The organism is Ferriphaselus sp. R-1, assembly GCF_000746095.1.
Classification (GTDB): domain Bacteria; phylum Pseudomonadota; class Gammaproteobacteria; order Burkholderiales; family Gallionellaceae; genus Ferriphaselus.
Window position 1 is genome coordinate 356,441 of record NZ_JQKP01000002.1, and the last position, 18,111, is coordinate 374,551.

Below are 18,111 nucleotides of genomic sequence, written 5' to 3' on the forward strand. Positions count from 1 at the left end.
GAGAGATGCGCCCCGGGTCGCCCGGACTCAGTCCGCCTGCTTGCGCAGGAAGGACGGGATGTCCAGCATGTCCATGCCGGATTCGCGCAGCGAGGCGACTGCGGTCTCGCGCTGGCTGCGGCCACTGCGCATCACGGTGGGACGATCCAGTTCGCCGTAGTTGATCATCGGCATATCGTCGGTACCGGTGCGCTGGTTCTCGTAGGACGGAGCGACCAGCACCGGCTTGGGTTGACGGCGGCTGCCGACCTTGCCCAGACCGGTGGCCACCAGCGTCACGCGCAGTTCGTCACCCATGTCTTCGTCGAATACGGAACCGACGATGACGGTGGCTTCCTGAGCGGCGAACTGGAAGCAGTTCATCACTTCGTGCAGCTCTTCCAGTGTCAGGTTGCTGCTGGAGGTGATGTTGACCAGGATGCCGCGTGCGCCGGACAGATCGACATCTTCCAGCAGCGGGCTGGCGATGGCCTGTTCGGCGGCTCGCTTGGCGCGGTCTTCGCCAGTCGCGGTGGCCGCGCCCATCATGGCCATGCCGTTCTCGGACATCAGCGTACTCACGTCGGCGAAGTCCACGTTCACCATGCCGGGCACGTTGATGACTTCAGCGATACCGGCGACAGCACCTTGCAACACGCCATTCGAGGCTTTGAACGCTTGTGGCAGCGTGGTCTTGCCGCCCAGCACTTCCATCAGCTTGGCGTTCGGCACGATGATCAGCGAATCGACGTGGCTGGCCAGCTCTTCGATACCGTTCTGTGCCAGCGTCATGCGCTTGCCCTCGAACATGAAGGGCTTGGTCACCACCGCCACGGTCAGGATGCCCAACTCCTTGGCCACCTTGGCCACGATGGGTGCCGCGCCCGTGCCGGTGCCGCCGCCCATGCCCGCAGTGATGAACACCATGTTCGCGCCCCGGATGAGTTCGGCGATGCGCTCGCGGTCTTCTTCCGCCGCTGCCTGGCCGACCTCGGGCTTGGCACCCGCGCCCAGACCCTTGGTCAGGTTCGCACCGATCTGCAACTGCACGCGCGACTTGCTGCGCTTGAGCGCCTGAGCATCGGTGTTGATGGCGATGAACTCCACGCCTTTCATGCCCTGCTCGATCATATGATCGACTGCATTACCGCCGCAGCCGCCCACTCCGATGACCTTGATCACCGCACCGTGAGGTTGTGCATCCAATATCTCAAACATTGTTCTCTCCTTATTAAAACGACCACACCCTGAATAAAACCAACTCCGAAAAATCAGAAATTGCCCTGAAACCATGCCCGCATCTTGCCCAGCACATCGCCGACAGATTTGGTTTGCATTTTGTGTTCACTGTGCTGTTTGTGGCTTTCCAGTCCGTACAGCAACAGCCCCACGCCGGTGGAGTAGCGTGGCGTGCGCACCACGTCGGACAAGCCGCCGACGTAACGTGGCATGCCCAACCTCACCGGCATGTGGAAAATCTCCTCGCCCAGTTCCACCATGCCCTGCATGGCAGCGCTGCCGCCAGTGATGACGATGCCGGAGGACAGCAGGTCTTCGTAACCGCTGCGGCGCAGCTCCGCTTGCACCAGCGAATACAGCTCTTCGATACGCGGTTCGATCACTTCGGCCAGCGTCTGGCGTGACAACATGCGCGTGCTGCGCTCACCTACGCCGGGTACCTCGATAGGCACGTCATCGGCCAGCTGGCGCAGCGCGCAGCCGTATTTGATCTTGATGTCCTCGGCATCCTTGGTCGGGGTACGCAAGGCCATGGCGATGTCGTTGGTCACCTGATCACCGGCGATGGGAATGACTGCCGAATGGCGGATGGCCCCGCCGGTGAAGATCGCCACGTCGGTGGTGCCGCCGCCGATGTCCACCAGGCACACGCCCAGTTCCTTCTCGTCGTCTTCCAGCACGGCGCGACTCGATGCCAGCGGCTGCAGGATCATCTCGTTCATCTCCAGCCCGCAGCGATGCACGCATTTGATGATGTTCTGTACCGCCGCCACCGCGCCGGTAACGATGTGTACTTCCACTTCCAGCTTCATCCCGCTCATGCCCAGCGGCTTCTTGATGCCGCCTTGGCCGTCGATGCTGAATTCCTTTTCCAGAATGTGCAGGATCTGCTGGTCGCTGGGCAGGCTGATCGAGCTGGCGGTCTCGACCACGCGGTCGATGTCCCACTGCGTCACTTCCTTGTCCTTGATCTTGACCATGCCACTGGTGTTCATGCTCTTGATATGGCTGCCCGCGATGCCGGTGTAGACCTGGGTGATCTTGCAGTCAGCCATGAACTCCGCGTCGCGCAGCGCCTTCTGGATGGTGTTCACGCTGGCATCGATGTTCACCACCATGCCCTTCTTCATGCCGGACGATTCCTGCATGCCCGCACCGATCACCTCGATCGTGTCATCCGGTTTGACCTCGCCCACGATGCACACGATCTTCGAGGTGCCGATGTCCAGCGCCACGATCAGTTCCTTGTATTCCTTGCTCTTGCTCATGTCTTTCCTCCTGCCCCTATACCTTGCTGTTCGTAGTGCGTGCCGCCGGCTTGCTCAGTCCGCCCGGCAGATAGGCGGCAAAGCCGCTGCGATAACGTAGATCCACATAGCTGACTTTGTGTGCCGATGAAGCTAGGCTGTAGTGGTACACCGCGACGAAGCGCGCCAGCCGCCTTCCGACATCTTCGCGTCCCAATTCCAGCACCAGCCCGTCGTCCAGCTTGAGTCGCCAGTCGCGGCGCGGAGACAGGCTGATCTGCACCACGCTCTGCTCCAGCGGTTTGACCTGCGCGCCGAAATCGGCGAACTTCTGCATCACCTCCGCTGCCGTACCGGTCGGGCCGTAATACTCGGGCAACTCTTCCTCGGTCTCGGCGGCGAACACCTCGCCATGGTTGTTCACCAGCTCGATGCCGTTCCAGCGTGCCACGGCCTGATGTTCTTCCAGCGCGATCTCCAGTTGCGCCGGGAACTCGCGGCGCAGGCTGACTTTGCGTACCCAGGGCAGTTGTTCCAGCGACTGGCGCAGATGGACCAGGTCAGCCGTGAAGAAGTTGCCTTTCAACTCATTGCGCACCACTCGCGCCACTTGTTCCTCGGAAATCCGGATCGGGGCAGCGGCCAGCTTGGCCGTCTTTAGCGGGAAGATCGGCAGATGCACCACGTAATGCGCCGCACCTGCCAGGATCAGCAGCAGGCTGATGCCCAGCAGGGCATTGGCGAGATTGCGCAGCGCTTTGGCGTCATCCCACATGGGCCATCTCCAATACTTTGAGAACCAGTTGCTCGAAACTCAGCCCCGACTCACGCGCCGCCATCGGCACCAGGCTGTGGTCGGTCATGCCGGGCGAGGTGTTCGCTTCCAGCAGATAGGGGCGGCCTGCTTCGTCCACCAGAAAATCCACCCGCCCCCAGCCGCGACCGCCCAGCAGCTTGAAGCCCTGCAAGGCCAGGCGCTGCATCTCGGCTTCCTGTTCTGCAGTCAGCCCGCACGGGCACAGGTAGCGCGTGTCGTTGCGCAGGTACTTGGCCTCGTAGTCGTAGAACTCGTTGGCGGGCACGATGCGGATCACCGGCAGCGCCGTATCCCCCAGAATCGCGGCGGTGAATTCGCCGCCCAGCACCGCGCGCTCGGCGATCACCAGCGCGTCGTGCTTGGCCGCTTCGTGGTAGGCCGTGGGCAAGTCGGCCAGCGATTTCACCTTGCTGATGCCGACGCTGGAGCCTTCGTTGGCAGGCTTCACGAACAGCGGCAGACCCAGCCGTTCAGCTACGCCTGCCCAGTCGCTGTCGGCGCTGAGCATCTCGTACTGCGGCACCGGCAGGCCGCCCGCCTGCCAGATCATCTTGCTGCGCCACTTGTCCATCGCCAGCGCGGAAGCCATTACGCCGCTGCCGGTGTAAGGGATGCCCAGCAGTTCCAGCGCGCCCTGCACCGTGCCGTCCTCGCCGCCGCGACCATGCAGGGCGATGAAAGCGCGGTCGAAGCCGTCGTCGCGTAGTGCTTCCAGCGATTGCACCGCCGGGTCGAAGGGATGCGCGTCCACGCCGCTGCGCTGCAAGGCGGCCAGCACCGCCGCGCCGCTCTTCAGCGACACTTCGCGCTCCGCCGAGCGACCTCCGAACAAGACTGCGACTTTGCCGAAATTTTTCACTGCTTCTCTCCGATGATGCGTATTTCCGGATGCAAATGGATGCCGGTCCTGGCCGCCACTTCCGCTTGCACCCGCTCTATCAATCCTTCGATGTCAGCCGCTGTCGCCCCGCCGGTGTTGACGATGAAGTTGGCGTGCTTCTGCGACACCTCAGCGCCGCCGATCTTGCAGCCCTTCAGCCCGCAAGACTCGATCAGCCGTGCGGCGTGGTCGCCTGCCGGGTTGCGGAACACCGATCCAGCGTTGGGCGTGCCTATGGGCTGGCTGGCGACGCGCTTTTCCAGCAGCGTTTTGATCGCCAGCCGCGAGGCCGCGCCGTCGCCGGATTCAAACTTCAGCCAGACGCCGACGAACAGCTCGTCGGTCGGCAGCGGGAACGGTTCGCCGTCGTCATCACGCCGCTGCACGCTGCGATAGCCGATGGCGTAATCCGCCGGTGTGCGCTCGACCAGTTCGCCCGCGCGGGTCAGCACCTGCACGCGCGCCACCTTGTCCCAGATCTCACTGCCGTAGCAGCCAGCGTTCATTGCCAGCATCCCGCCGACAGTGCCGGGAATGCCCGCGCAGAATTCCGCGCCGATCAAATCGTGGGTGGCGGCAAAGCGCGCCAGCTTCGCGCCCGGCACACCCGCTTGTGCATACAGCAAGCCATCCGCTTCCTGATGCAACTCGGTCAGCGCGCCGTGGGTCAGCAGCAGGGTGCCGCGCAGACCGCCGTCGCGCACCAGCAGATTGCTGCCCAGCCCCACCGTCAGCAGCGGCTCGTCTTGCGGCAAGGTGCGCAGGAACAGCGCCAGATCGGCCAAGTCCACCGCCTGATACATCCGCGCCACCCGGCCACCCGCGCGCCAGCTCACATGGCGGCTCATGTCCACGTCCAGGCTGAGTTCGCCGCGCAAGAAGTTGGTGGGTTCGCTCATGTTCATTCCGCCCTCGCGACGAGCTTACGAACCTGCGCGGCCACACCGCCGATGGAGCCTGCGCCCATGGTCAGCACCACGTCGCCGGGTTGCGCCAGATTGAGGATGGTCTGCGGCATGTCGGCGATCTGCTCGACGAACACGGCTTCCTTGCCCGTCACCCGCAGCGAGCGCATCAGCGCGCGGCCGTCCGCCGCCACGATGGGGGCTTCACCGGCGGCATAGACCTCGGCTAGCAACAGCGCGTCCACCGTGCCCAGCACTTTCACAAAATCCTCGAACAGGTCGCGGGTGCGGGTGTAGCGGTGCGGCTGGAAGGCCAACACCAAGCGCCGACCGGGGAACGCGCCGCGCGCCGCCGCCAGTGTCGCCGCCATCTCGACAGGGTGATGGCCGTAGTCGTCCAAGAGGGTGAAGGTTCCCTTGCCGCTGGCGGCAAGGACGTTTGCCCCCTCGCCCGCAAGCGGGAGAGGGTTGGGGAGAGGGGCATCCAACACTGGAATCTCCCCATACCGCTGGAACCGCCGTCCCACGCCCTGGAACTCGGCCAGCCCGGCCACGATGGCCTGTTCGTCCACGCCCACTTCCAGTGCGATGGCGATGACGGCCAGCGAATTCAGCACGTTGTGATTGCCCGCCAGATTCAGCGTCACTTCCAGATCGATCGGCACGCTGTTGTGGCGGCACAGCGCGGTGTAGCGCATCTTGCCGCCTTCGTGGCGCACGTTGACGGCGCGAATCTGCGCGTCTTCGCTGAAGCCGTAGGTGGTGTAGGGCTTGCTGATGCGGCCCATGATCTCACGCACGTTGGGGTCGTCCACGCACAGCATGGCACGACCATAGAACGGCAGGCGCTCCAGGAAATCGACAAAGGTCTGCTTCAGACGATTGAAGTCGTGACCGTAGGTTTCCATGTGGTCGGCGTCGATGTTGGTGACCACGGCCAGAATGGGCGAGAGATACAAAAAGGAGGCGTCGGATTCGTCCGCCTCGGCGACCAGAAACTCGCCGGTGCCCAGCTTGGCGTTGGTGCCGCTGCTGTTCAGCCGCCCGCCGATCACGTAGGTCGGATCGAAACCGCCCTGCGCCAGCACGCTGGCGGCGAGGCTGGTGGTCGTGGTCTTGCCATGCGTCCCGGCGATGGCGATACCCTGACGCAGCCGCATCAGCTCGGCCAGCATCATGGCGCGCGGCACCACGGGAATCTTGCGGGCGCGAGCTTCGACCACTTCCGGGTTGTCGGCCTGCACGGCGGTGGAAGTCACCACCGCGTCGGCGTTGCCCAGATTCTCGGCAGCGTGACCACGATGGATGGTCGCGCCCAGCGCGGCCAGACGTTGCGTCGCGGCGTTGTCGGCCAAGTCCGAGCCGCTCACCTGAAAACCCAGATTGAGCAGCACCTCGGCGATGCCGTTCATCCCCGAGCCGCCGATGCCGACGAAATGCAGCGCTTTGACTTTATGCTTCATGCGGCCAACTCCTCACATACTTTGGCTACTTGCCGCGCCGAGTCCGGCTTGGCCAGCGCCCGCGCCGCCTCGGCCATGGCCAGAGCGCGTTCGCGTGTCATCTCTTGCAACATGCCCGCCAGTTTTTCCGCTGTCAGTTCCGGTTGCGGCAACAGGATGGCCGCGCCGTGATCGGCCAGAAACTTGGCGTTACCGGTCTGGTGATCGTCCACTGCGAACGGGAGCGGCACCAGCACGCTGGCCACGCCAGCCGCTGCCAGCTCCGCCACGGTGAGCGCGCCGGAGCGGCAAATCACCAGATCGGCGGCGGCGTAGCGCGCGTCCATATCGTTCAGGAAGGCGCACACTTCGGCGTTCACGCCGGCTTGCGCGTACAAGGCCTGCACTGCTTCAAAATGTTGCTTGCCGGTCTGATGCGTCACGTGCGGACGCGCACCTTCCGGCAGCAAGGCCAAGGCCTGCGGCAGGCATTCGTTCAACGCCTTCGCGCCCAGACTACCGCCCACCACCAGCACCTTGAGCGGGCCGCTGCGTCCGGCGAACCGCTCGGCGGGCGCGGCTAGCACGGCGATGCTGTCGCGCACCGGGTTGCCCAGCCACTCGGCATCGGGCAACACCTGCGGGAAGCCGGACAGCACGCGGTCGCTGAGCTTGCCCAGCGCCTTGTTGCTTAATCCGGCCACCGAGTTCTGTTCGTGGATCACCAGCGGGCGGCGCAGCAACCAGGCCATTAACCCGCCGGGGAAGGTGATGTAGCCGCCCAGACCGAGCACCACGTCGGGGCGGTGGCGGAAGATGGCTGCGGCGCTCTGTCCGAGTGCGCGCAGCAGGTTGAACGGCAGCATCAACTTGCGTACCAGCCCCTTGCCGCGTAGCCCGCCGAAGTTCACCCAGGCCACCGGGTAGCCGTGCTTGGGCACCAGTTCAGCCTCCATGCTGGCGGGTGCACCCAGCCAGGTCACGTTCCAGCCCTGACCGTGCAGTACGTCGGCCACCGCCAGCCCTGGGTAGATGTGCCCGCCGGTGCCGCCTGCCATGATGAGAATGTTGCGCGGGCTCATGCTGGCAACCCCCGTAGCAATCGTCTGTTTTGGCTGCGACCGCCCCGTTGGGGCTTAACTTGCTGTCGCAAGTTAGTCTTCGCCGAAACAGAAGGCTCAACGCTAAGCATCATGCTGGCAGCCCCCGTAATAGCCTTCTGTTTTCATAATCGATTCTGAGCAGGATCGCCACTGCGACGCAGTTCACCACGATGCCGCTGCCGCCGAAGCTGAGGAAGGGCAGGGTCAGACCTTTGGTGGGCAGCACGCCCATGTTCACGCCGATGTTGATCATCGACTGGATGCCGATCCAGACGGCGATGCCCTGAGCGACCAAGGCTGCGAACGGGCGCTCCACGAAGGCAGCCTGACGGCCTATCATGTAGGCGCGGGCGACGAACCAGGTGATCAGTGCCATCACCACGAACACGCCGATGAAGCCCAGTTCCTCGCCGATCACCGCCATCAGGAAGTCGGTGTGGGCCTCGGGCAGGTAGAACAGTTTCTCCACGCTGCCGCCCAGGCCGACCCCGGTCCATTCGCCGCGACCGAAGGCGATCAGGGCATGGCTCAACTGGTAGCCTTTGCCGTAGGGGTCGGACCAGGGGTCCATGAAGCCGGTGACCCGCTTCATGCGGTATTCGGACGACAGGATCAGCGCGGCGAACCCGAGTGGCAGAATGATCATCAGCCCGGCAAATACTTTGAGCTTGAACCCCCCCAGCCACATGATGCAGAAAGCGATGGCGAAGATCACCACGAAGGCACCCATGTCAGGTTCCAGCAACAGCAGGGCTCCGACCACGCCCATCACGATAGCCATGGGCAGGAAGGCTTTGGTGAGCAGGTGGCCGACGCTGCTCTTGCGCACGGTATAGTCGGCTGCATACAGCACGGCGAACAGCTTCATCAGTTCCGACGGTTGCAGGTTGAACACCAGCAGCGAGAGCCAACGGCGGCTGCCATAGACCACCTTGCCGATACCCGGGATCAGTACCAGAGTCAGCAAGGCCACTCCTGCCAGGAACAGCCAGGGGGCCAGCTTCTGCCAACCGCGTACCGGCATCTGGAAGGCGATCATGCCAACGGTGAATCCGACGGCGATGAAGATGGTCTGGCGTGTCAGGTAGTAGGTCGCCTGATGGGTGAACTTGCTGGCTTCGGCGGTGGCGATGGACGCGGAATAGACCATCACCAGCCCGATGGAGAGCAGCAGCAACGCCACCCAGCTCAGCACGGCATCGTACTCGGCCAGGGGGGCGAACGACCGTTTTGCGGCGGCGATCATGCGGGCTCCTGTTGCGGCAGCGCCTGCACGGCGGCGATGAACACCTGCGCGCGGTGTACATAGTTGCGGAACATATCGAAGCTGGCGCAGGCGGGCGACATCAATACGGCATCGCCGGCTTGCGCCAGCGAGGCGGACAGTTGCACAGCTTCGGCCATGTCGGAGGCGTGGTACAGCGGCTTGTTACAGCCTTGCAGTGCCTGCTCGATCAGGGGGGCATCGCGGCCTATCAGCACCACGGCGCGGGCATATTGTGCGACGGGCTGGTTCAGCGGGGAGAAGTCCTGCCCCTTGCCATCGCCGCCCAGGATCAGCACGGTCGGCTGCCCCATGCCGCTGAGTGCCGCTGCCGTAGCACCGACGTTGGTACCCTTGGAGTCGTCATACCAGCTGACACCGCCGATCTCGGCGACCTTTTCCACGCGATGCGGCAAACCCTTGAACTCGCGTAACGCTTGCACCAGCGGCTCCAGCGGCAGGCCGATGGCGCGGCACAGCGCCAGTGCCGCCAGCGCGTTGGCGATGTTGTGTTGTCCGTTGAGCTGAAGTTCGCTGGCCTTCATCACACGCAGCATGCCTTGTACCAGCCAGACATCGCCGTCGGCGTGGGTGATGCCCCAGTCCTTGCCGGTGGGGGGCGCGCTCAGGCCGAAGGTCACACAGTTGCGGCCCAGTAGGGCCATGCGCGAACTTTCCGCGTCATCGCGGTTGAGCACCTGTACCCCGTGCTGACCCTCGCTGCGGAAGATGCGCGACTTGGCGGCGATATAGCCGTACATGTCGGCGTAACGGTCGAGATGGTCTTCGCTGATGTTGAGCACGGTGGCGGCATCGGCGCTGAGCGACCAAGTCGTTTCCAGTTGGAAGCTGGACAGCTCCAGCACCCATACTTCGGGCTGCTTGCCGGCGCGATCCAGCAACACATCCAGCACGGCGGGCGAGATGTTGCCTGCCACCTCGGTATCCAGCCAGGCCGCGCGGCACATCGCGCCGACCATGCTGGTGACGGTGGTCTTGCCGTTGGAGCCGGTGATGGCGATGATCTTGGGTGCGCCCTCCCTGGGCAGGGTGCGGGCAAACAGCTCGATGTCGCCCACGACCGGGATCTTGCGCTCCATCGCGCGCTGTACCAGCGGCTCGGCGACCGGCACGCCGGGGCTGATGGCGACCAGATCGACATCGTCCAGCAACTCGCTGCGGAAGAAGCCGCAACGCACGTCGGCCAGCGGGAATTGCGCGCGCAGGGATTCCAGACCGGGCGGGAAGTTGCGGCTGTCGGCGATACGCACACGTGCCCCTTGCGCGCTCAACCAGCGCACAAGCGATAACCCGGTCTCACCCAGACCCAGCACCAGCACATGTTTGTTCGCCAATTCCATAATGGGCTCCTATCTCAGCTTGAGGGATGCCAGTCCCAGCAGGACCAGTAACATCGTGATGATCCAGAAACGCACGACCACCTGAGTCTCCTTCCAACCTTTTTGCTCATAGTGGTGGTGCAGCGGTGCCATCAGGAAGATGCGCTTGCCTTCGCCGAATCTGGCCTTGGTGTATTTGAAGTAGCTCACCTGGGCGGCGACCGACAGGGTTTCCACCACGAACACGCCGCCCATGATGAACAGCACGGCTTCCTGCCGCACGATCACGGCGACGGTGCCCAGTGCCGCGCCCAGCGCCAGCGCGCCCACATCGCCCATGAACACTTCCGCCGGATAGGCGTTGAACCACAGGAAGGCGAGTCCGGCACCCCCGATGGCGGCGCAGAATATGGCCAGCTCGCCCGCACCCGGAACGTGCGGCACGCCCAGGTATCTGGCGAACACGGCGTGTCCCGCGACGTAGGCGAAGATGGCCAGCGCGCCGCTGACCAGTACGGTCGGCATGATCGCCAGGCCGTCCAGCCCGTCGGTCAGGTTCACCGCATTGCTGGTGCCGACGATGACGAAATACACCAGTACAAGGAACCAGAACGCCGACAGCGGGAACACCAGATACTTGAAGAACGGCACGATCAGCTCGGTGTGGGCGGGCAGGGAGGCGGTCTGCCACAGATACGCGCCCACAGCCAGCGCGATCAGCGATTGCCAGAACATCTTGGCCTTGGCCGACAAGCCCTTGGGGTTGCGGTGCACCACCTTGCGGTAATCGTCCACCCAGCCGATGGCACCCACGCCCAGTGTGGTCAACAGCACCACCCAGATGTAGGCGTTGTGCAGGTCGCCCCAGAGCAGGGTGGTGATGGCGACCGAGGTAAGGATCAGCGCGCCGCCCATGGTGGGTGTGCCCGCTTTCACCAGATGTGTCTGTGGCCCATCGTTGCGAACCGACTGGCCGATCTTCATGGCGGTCAGCTTGCGTATCATCCACGGGCCGACGGCGAAGGAGATGAACAAGGCCGTCATCGCGGCCAGCACGGCGCGCAGCGTGATGTAATTGAACACGTTGAAAGTGCGTACGTCCTGGCCCAGCCATTGTGCTAATGCGAGCAGCATGTTTCCTCCCCGGTGAGGCAGTGGGCTACCACCCGTTCCATCTTCATGAAGCGCGATCCCTTCACCAATACGGTGGCTTCGGGTTCCAGCGCCCTGTCCAGCGCATCGAGCAGATCCTCGATGCGGTCGAAATGTTGTCCGCCTGCGCCGAACGCCTGTACCGCCTGGGCGCTCAGCGGGCCCAGCGCGTACAGTCGATCGATCCCGCTGGTCGCTGCGGCTGCGCCGATCTCGGCGTGGAAACGTGCCGCATCAGCGCCCAGCTCGCCCATATCGCCCAACACGAAGATGCGCAGTCCGTCGGCTTGCGCCAGTACGGCGATGGCCGCGCGCATCGAAGCGGGATTGGCGTTGTAGGTGTCGTCGATCACGATGGCACCGCCGGGGGTGCGCTTGCGCTGCAAGCGGCCACTCACCCCGGCGAACGCTTCCAGCCCGGCCCTGATCTGCTCCAGCTTGATGCCTATCGCCAAAGCGGCGGCGGTGGCCGCGAGGGCGTTGCGGGCGTTGTGCGCGCCGGGCACTTGCAGATGCAGGTGGGCGATGCCCGCCGGTGTGCTGATGGTCAGTTGCGAGCCGGCGGCGATCGGTTGCCAGCTGCCACACACCACGGCGGCGGCATCCAGACCGAAATCGAGGACGGGATGCGGTGCGGCGAGTTTGCGCCACAATCCGGCATAGGCATTGTCGGCATTGAGCACGGCCACGCCACCCGCCGCCAGTCCGGCGAAGATCTCGCCTTTGGCGCGGGCGACGGCTTCCACCGTGCCCAGGCCTTCCAGATGCGCCCCGCTGGCGTTGTTCACCAGCGCGACGTTGGGGCTGGCCAGACGGGTCAGATAGTCGATCTCGCCGGGATGATTCATGCCCATCTCGATCACCGCGTAGCGATGGGTCTTGCGCAGGCGCAGCAGGGTCAGCGGCATGCCGATGTCGTTGTTCAGATTGCCCTGCGTGGCCAGCACGGCATCTTTGCTGCCCGCTGCGACGGTGCAGACGGCGGCCAGCATTTCTTTCACGGTGGTCTTGCCGTTGCTGCCGGTGACGGCGATCAGTGGCAGATCGAAGCGGCTGCGCCACCAGGCGGCGAGCTGCCCCAGCGCCAAACGGGTATCGGGCACGCGCAACACGGGAATGGTCACGTCGCCGACCTCGCTGTCGGCATTGACCACGGCAGCGACCGCACCGTCCTTGGCCGCCTGCGCCACGAATGCGGCCCCGTCGAAGTGTTCGCCGCGCAGGGCGACGAACAGGTCACCCGCGACGATCTTGCGGCTGTCCGTGTTCACGTTGGCGATGCGCGGGTTCGTCGCGCTGCGCGCGATGCCCAGAGCCTTGGCGACTTGCAGCAGCGTCATCATGTGCGGGCCCTCCAGACGGAAAGTGCCGCTTCGGCCTGCGCCACATCGCTGAACGGATGCTTGATCCCGCCGATCTCCTGGTACGGCTCGTGTCCCTTGCCAGCCAGCAACACGGTGTCGCGTGCGCCCGCCCGGGCGATGGCGTGGGCGATAGCCTCGGCCCGGTCTTCGATGACCTGGGCGCGTTCCATGCCGGATACGATGTCGGCGATGATGGCTTGCGGCGCTTCGCTGCGCGGGTTGTCGCTGGTGACGATGACCTGCTGGGCCAGCTTCTCGGCGACCTTGCCCATCATCGGGCGCTTACCGCTGTCGCGGTCGCCGCCGCAGCCGAACACGCAGATCAATTGACCGCGCTGCGCTTCGGCCAGTTCGCGCAACGCAGTCAGCACCTTGTCCAGCGCATCCGGCGTATGGGCGTAGTCCACCACCACCGTCGGGCGGTCATCTCCGCCCAGCCGTTGCATGCGTCCGGGGACTGCCTGGACTTGCTCCAGCGCAGCCACCGCCTGTGCCAGCGGCACGTCGCTGACCAGCAGTACGGCCAGCGAACCCAGCAGGTTGGCGGCGTTGAAGCGACCGACCAGCGGGCTGCTCAAGCGCGCGCCACCCCAGCTCGAATGCACGTTCAGTTGCAGGCCCGTACCGGCCATCCGGAGCTCGCCGCCGTACACCATGCGGATGCCGAGATGCTCGGCGCGCTGGAGTGCGGCATCGCTCAAGCCGTAGCCGATCACTTCGACATCGCTGTCGCGCAGTTGCTCGGCGAACTCCATGCCGTGCGCATCGTCCAGATTCAGCACGGCGTATCTGAGCCCGTGGGTGTCGAACAGCTTGCGCTTGGCGGCGGCGTAGTGCGTCATGTCGCCGTGGAAATCGAGATGGTCGCGGCTCAGATTGGTGAACAGCGCCACGTCGAAACGCACGGCCTGAACACGGCCCTGCTCCAGCGCGTGGGAGGAGACTTCCATCGCCACGGCAGCGGCACCTTGCTTCAGGAACTCGGCCAGCAGGCCGTGGAGGCGGATGGCATCCGGCGTGGTGTTGGCTGTCGGCAGCAACGCGCCGGGGAAGCCGTTGCCCAGCGTGCCGATCAAGCCGCATCTCCGGCCCTGGGCCGCCAACGCGGTGGCCAGCCAGGTGCTGCACGAAGTCTTGCCGTTGGTGCCGGTCACGCCGATCATCCACAGCTTGTCGGACGGGTGCCGGTACACGGCATCGGCCAGCTCGCCTGCGTGTTCGCGCAGTCCGGCGACGGGCAGGTTGGGGCAATGCCATGCGGCATCCCAGACATAACCGTGCGATTCCCAGATCACCGCGTTGGCACCGTTGGCGATGGCTTGCGGGATGAAGCGACGGCCATCGGCAGCGGCGCCGGGGTAGGCGACGAAGGTGTCGCCCGGCTGCACGGCGCGGCTGTCGGTGGTCAGGCGCGAGACCGGAGCGCCCAGCGTGTGCAGGAGGTCGGGAGTGAAGCTCATACTTCCTCTCCGATGACTTCGCCTGCGGGCGGCATCAACACGTTGCCCAGCGGCGCATCGTTGGGGATGTTCATCATGCGCAGGGCGCTGCCCATCACGTTGCTGAACACCGGCGCGGCGACCTGACCGCCGTAATACTGCGCCCCGGCGGGCTCGTCCACCATCACGGCGACGATCAAGCGGGGGTTGGAGGCGGGTGCCATGCCGACAAAGGACGCGATGTATTTGTTGACGTAGTGTCCGCCGTCCAGCTTGTGCGCGGTGCCGGTCTTGCCCGCCACGCGGTAGCCGTTGATCTGGGCTTGCGGCGCGGTGCCGCCGGGCTGTACCACCAGTTCCAGCATGGCGCGCACTTCACGCGCGGTCCGTTCCGAGAACACTTTCTTGCCGACCATGGGCACGTCGCGCCGGGTCAGTGTGACCGGCTGTAACTCCCCGTCGTTGGCGAACACGGTGTAGGCGCGCGCCAGTTGCAGCAGATTGACCGAGATGCCGTTGCCGTAGGACATGGTGGCCTGATCGATGGGCACCCAGCGCTTGAAATCGCGCAGGCGGCCATAGGCTTCGCCGGGGAAGTTGCTGCCCGTCAGCGCGCCGAAACCGGCCTCGCTCAGGTTGTGCCAGAACACCTCCGGCGGCAACGAAAGCGCCAGCTTGGTCGCGCCTACGTTGCTGGATTTCTGGATGATCTCGGACACCGTCATGGACGAGGCGGAGTGCGTGTCGCGGATCTTGTGTCCGCCTACGACATAAGCGCCGTTCTCGGTATTGATCAGAGTGTCCGGGCGTACCTTGCCCGCTTCCAGCGCGGCAGCAGCGGTGAACGGCTTCATGGTGGAGCCCGGCTCGAACAGGTCGGTCACGGCATGGTTGCGCATGGTCTGCATGGCTGGCCGTTCGCGGTTGTTCGGGTTGTAGCTGGGCCAGTTCGCCAGCGCCAGCACTTCGCCGTTCTTGGCATCGAGCACCACGATGGAGCCGGCCTTGGCGTGGTGGCTCTCGACCGCTAGCCTGATCTCGCGGAAGGCGAGATATTGCAGTTTGCTGTCCAGACTCAGTGCGACATCGGTGCCCGGTTTGGGCGGACGCACGTTGGCCACATCCTCGACCACATGGCCGCGCGCATCCTTGATGATGCGCTCACTGCCCGCCATGCCGGCGAGCTGGTCTTGCAGCAGTAGTTCCAGCCCTTCCTGGCCGTTGTCATCCACGCCGGTGAAGCCCAGCAGGTGCGCCGTGACTTCGGCTCCGGGGTAGAAACGGCGATATTCGCGGTGCAGGGCGACACCGGGTATCTTCAGTCGGACCGCCTTTTCGGCTTCGTCCGGTGGAAGCTGGCGCTTGAGGTAGACGAAACCCTTGTCGCGGTTGGCCAGCTTGCTGGCCAGTTCGTCCTTGCCGAGATGCAACACCTTCGCCAGTTTGTCCAGTTGCTGTGCCGTGGCCTCGACATCTTCCGGGTTCGCCCAGATGGATTCGACCGGCGTGCTGACGGCCAGCGGCTCGCCGAAACGGTCGGTGATCATGCCGCGATGGGCCGAGATCTCGATGTCGCGGCTGTAACGGGCGTTGCCCTTGCTTTGCAGGAAGGTGTCGTGGAAACCTTGCAGGTAGGCGGAGCGGACCACCAGGCCGCCCATGCCCGCGAGCAGCAGCAGGAACAGTAGTCGCGCGCGCCACGGCGGCAGCTTCATCGGCTCCGGTGGGCGGCGGCGCAGGGTGCCGGCGTAGCTCATGGCTGCGCCTCCTGCAACATGGCCCGGCTGACGTGCACGTACTGGATCTGTTTTGGGTTGGGTAGCTGCATCTGCAGCTGGTTGGTGACGATGTTCTCGACACGTGCGGGCATCGACCAGGTGCTGTGTTCGAGGCGGAGTTGGCCCCACTCGACTTCCATCTGCTGGGCGCTGTCCTTCTCGTGCTGGATGGCCACGGTGAGCTTGCGGGCATGATGTTGTGCCGTGATCGTGCCCAGGGCGCAGACGATGGCAACGATCAGCAGCAGCAAATCGAGGCGATTCATGCCGCCTCCCGTATTCTTGCGGCTACCCGCATGATGGCGCTGCGCGCGCGCGCGTTGACTGCCAGTTCGGCTTCCGAGGCGCGGACCGGCTTGCCGATGAGCTGTAGCTTACCCTGCGGGATCTCACTGGCGCGGATGGGCACATGGCGGGGGAGTTTGTCGCCCTCGGCCATGTCGCGCAAGAAGCGCTTGACCATACGGTCTTCCAGCGAATGAAAACTGATGACCACCAGTCGCCCCCCGTCCCTCAGATGCTCCACGCATTGCGGCAAGACCCGCGATAGCTCGTCGAGCTCACCGTTGAGATGAATCCGTATAGCCTGAAAGGTGCGCGTCGCCGGATTCTGGCCGGGTTCGCGGGTGCGCACGGCCTGAGCAACGACCTCGCTGAGTTGGCGCGTGGTTGCGATAGGCTGCTTTTGGCGCGCAGCAACAATCGCCCTTGCAATCTGTGCAGCAAACCGTTCTTCGCCATATTCCCTGATGACCTCTTTGATTGATCCTTCTTCAGCAACGGCCAACCACTCTGCGGCAGTCAGGCCCCGGCTGGTGTCCATGCGCATGTCCAGCGGTGCGTCGAAGCGGAAGCTGAACCCGCGTTGTGCATCGTCGAGTTGCGGTGAAGAGACACCCAAATCGAGCAGCACGCCGTCCACTCGCGGCACTTGCAATGCCTGCAACACCTCGCCGAGGTCGGCAAAGGCGCTGTGAGCGATCTGGAAGCGCACATCGGTGATCTGGCGGGCGGCAGCGATCGCCAGTGGATCCTTGTCCAGCGCGATCAATCGCCCATGCGGGCCGAGCCGTTGCAGAATCAGTCGGCTGTGGCCGCCGCGACCGAACGTGCCATCTACATAGATGCCGTCCGGCTTGATCTCTAACGCTTCGACTGCTTCCTGCAACAACACCGTGGCGTGGGACAAACCCTCGCTCACAGTGTGAAGCCCTCCATGCCGGGCGGTAGCGAGCCATCGCCAAAGTCGATGACCTCCTCACTCAGCTTGCCCCAGCGTTGTTGATCCCACAGTTCGAATTTGTTGCCCTGACCGACCAGCACCACTTGTTTGTCCAGCTTGGCGTAGTCGCGCAGGGTGGAAGACACCAGCACACGTCCAACGGCATCCATCTCGATGGTCTCGGCGTGACCGAGCAAGCGGCGTTGCAACTGACGGACTTGCGGATTGAGCGCGGGCATTTTTTGCAACTTTTCGCTGATCGGGGCCCACTCCGGCTCGGGATAGATCAGCAGGCAGGCATCCTGATGATCGGCGGTCAACACCAACTTGCCTGCGCATTGCGCAAGCAGGACATCGCGGTGCTTGGCCGGTATCGCCAGCCTGCCCTTGCTATCCAGATTGAGTTGAATTGCCCCCTGAAACACCCTTAACCCCGCTTCCAATTTCCCACAAAAACCCACAAATCACCACTTGCGCCCACTATATTGAAAAATATTGGGCCGGTCAAGCGCGGAAACGGGTTTTTTCTTTACAGTACAAGGAGTTAGCGCAGATTGCTAATGTCTGCGAATTGTCTTGATAAAGAAAGGGTTGTGTAAACAACCTAGAGTTGTTTGTTAGAAGCGGGGGTGATGCGGTTCACTTTGCGCTAGGAGCGGGAAGCAGGGCTTCCGGGGAGATCGGGCTGGCGGTGATGCGGATGACTTTATGTCTGGACTGTGCGCCTTGTTTTAGTTCGATGTTGCGCAAAGGCACGGCGAACACTCCGGACAGGAAGCGCAGCAGGGCTTCGTTGGCTTTGCCCTCGATCGGCGGTGCGGCCAGTCTCAACTTCAGCGCGGTGCCGTGCAGCCCGGCGATCTCGCTACGCTTGGCGCCGGGTTGCACATGCAGGGTCAGGGTCACCACGTCGCCATCACGGCGGAACCATTCCGGCATT

At 64.0% G+C, this 18,111-nt stretch carries 17 protein-coding genes; all 17 read right to left on the reverse strand.

Annotation, left to right across the window (positions count from 1 at the left end; translation table 11 throughout):
- Positions 1-27: 27 nt before the first annotated feature.
- The 17 genes from ftsZ to DM08_RS04185 all read right to left on the reverse strand — a co-directional run bounded on the left by ftsZ (position 28) and on the right by DM08_RS04185 (position 18,110).
- Positions 28-1,197, reverse strand: a complete 1,170-nt coding sequence (gene ftsZ / locus DM08_RS04105; RefSeq protein WP_035383335.1) for a cell division protein FtsZ — start codon at positions 1,195-1,197, stop codon at positions 28-30.
- A 53-nt stretch (positions 1,198-1,250) separates the two neighbouring features.
- Complete coding sequence (gene ftsA / locus DM08_RS04110; RefSeq protein ID WP_035383336.1) at positions 1,251-2,486, reverse strand: cell division protein FtsA; 1,236 nt, start codon at positions 2,484-2,486, stop codon at positions 1,251-1,253.
- Between the two features lie 16 nt (positions 2,487-2,502).
- Positions 2,503-3,240, reverse strand: coding sequence for a cell division protein FtsQ/DivIB (locus DM08_RS04115; RefSeq protein WP_035383337.1), 738 nt, complete (start codon positions 3,238-3,240; stop codon positions 2,503-2,505).
- Positions 3,230-4,141 (reverse strand): D-alanine--D-alanine ligase, encoded by a 912-nt coding sequence (locus DM08_RS04120; RefSeq protein WP_035383338.1) that lies wholly within the window; start codon positions 4,139-4,141, stop codon positions 3,230-3,232. The genes DM08_RS04115 and DM08_RS04120 overlap by 11 nt, the downstream gene beginning before the upstream one ends.
- On the reverse strand, positions 4,138-5,061 hold the full coding sequence (gene murB, locus DM08_RS04125; protein ID WP_237560215.1) for a UDP-N-acetylmuramate dehydrogenase: 924 nt from the start codon (positions 5,059-5,061) through the stop codon (positions 4,138-4,140). Before murB ends, DM08_RS04120 begins: the two co-directional genes overlap by 4 nt.
- Before the next feature lie 2 nt (positions 5,062-5,063).
- Complete coding sequence (gene murC, locus DM08_RS04130) at positions 5,064-6,530, reverse strand: UDP-N-acetylmuramate--L-alanine ligase (RefSeq protein WP_035383340.1); 1,467 nt, start codon at positions 6,528-6,530, stop codon at positions 5,064-5,066.
- Positions 6,527-7,591 carry an undecaprenyldiphospho-muramoylpentapeptide beta-N-acetylglucosaminyltransferase gene (gene murG / locus DM08_RS04135; RefSeq protein ID WP_035383341.1) on the reverse strand — a complete coding sequence of 355 codons (1,065 nt, stop codon included), beginning with the start codon at positions 7,589-7,591 and terminating at the stop codon, positions 6,527-6,529. Before murG ends, murC begins: the two co-directional genes overlap by 4 nt.
- A gap of 109 nt (positions 7,592-7,700) precedes the next feature.
- Positions 7,701-8,858 (reverse strand): putative lipid II flippase FtsW, encoded by a 1,158-nt coding sequence (ftsW, locus tag DM08_RS04140; RefSeq protein ID WP_035383342.1) that lies wholly within the window; start codon positions 8,856-8,858, stop codon positions 7,701-7,703.
- Positions 8,855-10,237, reverse strand: a complete 1,383-nt coding sequence (gene murD / locus DM08_RS04145) for a UDP-N-acetylmuramoyl-L-alanine--D-glutamate ligase (protein WP_202593364.1) — start codon at positions 10,235-10,237, stop codon at positions 8,855-8,857. The genes ftsW and murD overlap by 4 nt, the downstream gene beginning before the upstream one ends.
- Before the next feature lie 9 nt (positions 10,238-10,246).
- Positions 10,247-11,350: a phospho-N-acetylmuramoyl-pentapeptide-transferase gene (gene mraY / locus DM08_RS04150; protein ID WP_035383344.1), complete on the reverse strand. Its 1,104-nt coding sequence runs from the start codon at positions 11,348-11,350 to the stop codon at positions 10,247-10,249.
- Complete coding sequence (gene murF / locus DM08_RS04155) at positions 11,335-12,711, reverse strand: UDP-N-acetylmuramoyl-tripeptide--D-alanyl-D-alanine ligase (RefSeq protein ID WP_035383345.1); 1,377 nt, start codon at positions 12,709-12,711, stop codon at positions 11,335-11,337. The genes mraY and murF overlap by 16 nt, the downstream gene beginning before the upstream one ends.
- On the reverse strand, positions 12,708-14,192 hold the full coding sequence (locus tag DM08_RS04160) for a UDP-N-acetylmuramoyl-L-alanyl-D-glutamate--2,6-diaminopimelate ligase (protein WP_035383346.1): 1,485 nt from the start codon (positions 14,190-14,192) through the stop codon (positions 12,708-12,710). The genes murF and DM08_RS04160 overlap by 4 nt, the downstream gene beginning before the upstream one ends.
- Positions 14,189-15,928: a peptidoglycan D,D-transpeptidase FtsI family protein gene (locus DM08_RS04165; protein WP_051937786.1), complete on the reverse strand. Its 1,740-nt coding sequence runs from the start codon at positions 15,926-15,928 to the stop codon at positions 14,189-14,191. The genes DM08_RS04160 and DM08_RS04165 overlap by 4 nt, the downstream gene beginning before the upstream one ends.
- Entirely contained in the window at positions 15,925-16,215 is a 291-nt protein-coding gene (gene ftsL / locus DM08_RS04170) for a cell division protein FtsL (RefSeq protein WP_035383347.1), read from the reverse strand. The genes DM08_RS04165 and ftsL overlap by 4 nt, the downstream gene beginning before the upstream one ends.
- Positions 16,212-17,150: a 16S rRNA (cytosine(1402)-N(4))-methyltransferase RsmH gene (rsmH, locus tag DM08_RS04175; protein ID WP_035383348.1), complete on the reverse strand. Its 939-nt coding sequence runs from the start codon at positions 17,148-17,150 to the stop codon at positions 16,212-16,214. Before rsmH ends, ftsL begins: the two co-directional genes overlap by 4 nt.
- On the reverse strand, positions 17,147-17,596 hold the full coding sequence (gene mraZ / locus DM08_RS04180; RefSeq protein WP_035383349.1) for a division/cell wall cluster transcriptional repressor MraZ: 450 nt from the start codon (positions 17,594-17,596) through the stop codon (positions 17,147-17,149). Before mraZ ends, rsmH begins: the two co-directional genes overlap by 4 nt.
- 214 nt (positions 17,597-17,810) lie before the next feature.
- Positions 17,811-18,110: a DUF167 domain-containing protein gene (locus DM08_RS04185; RefSeq protein WP_035383350.1), complete on the reverse strand. Its 300-nt coding sequence runs from the start codon at positions 18,108-18,110 to the stop codon at positions 17,811-17,813.
- Position 18,111 lies beyond the last annotated feature (1 nt).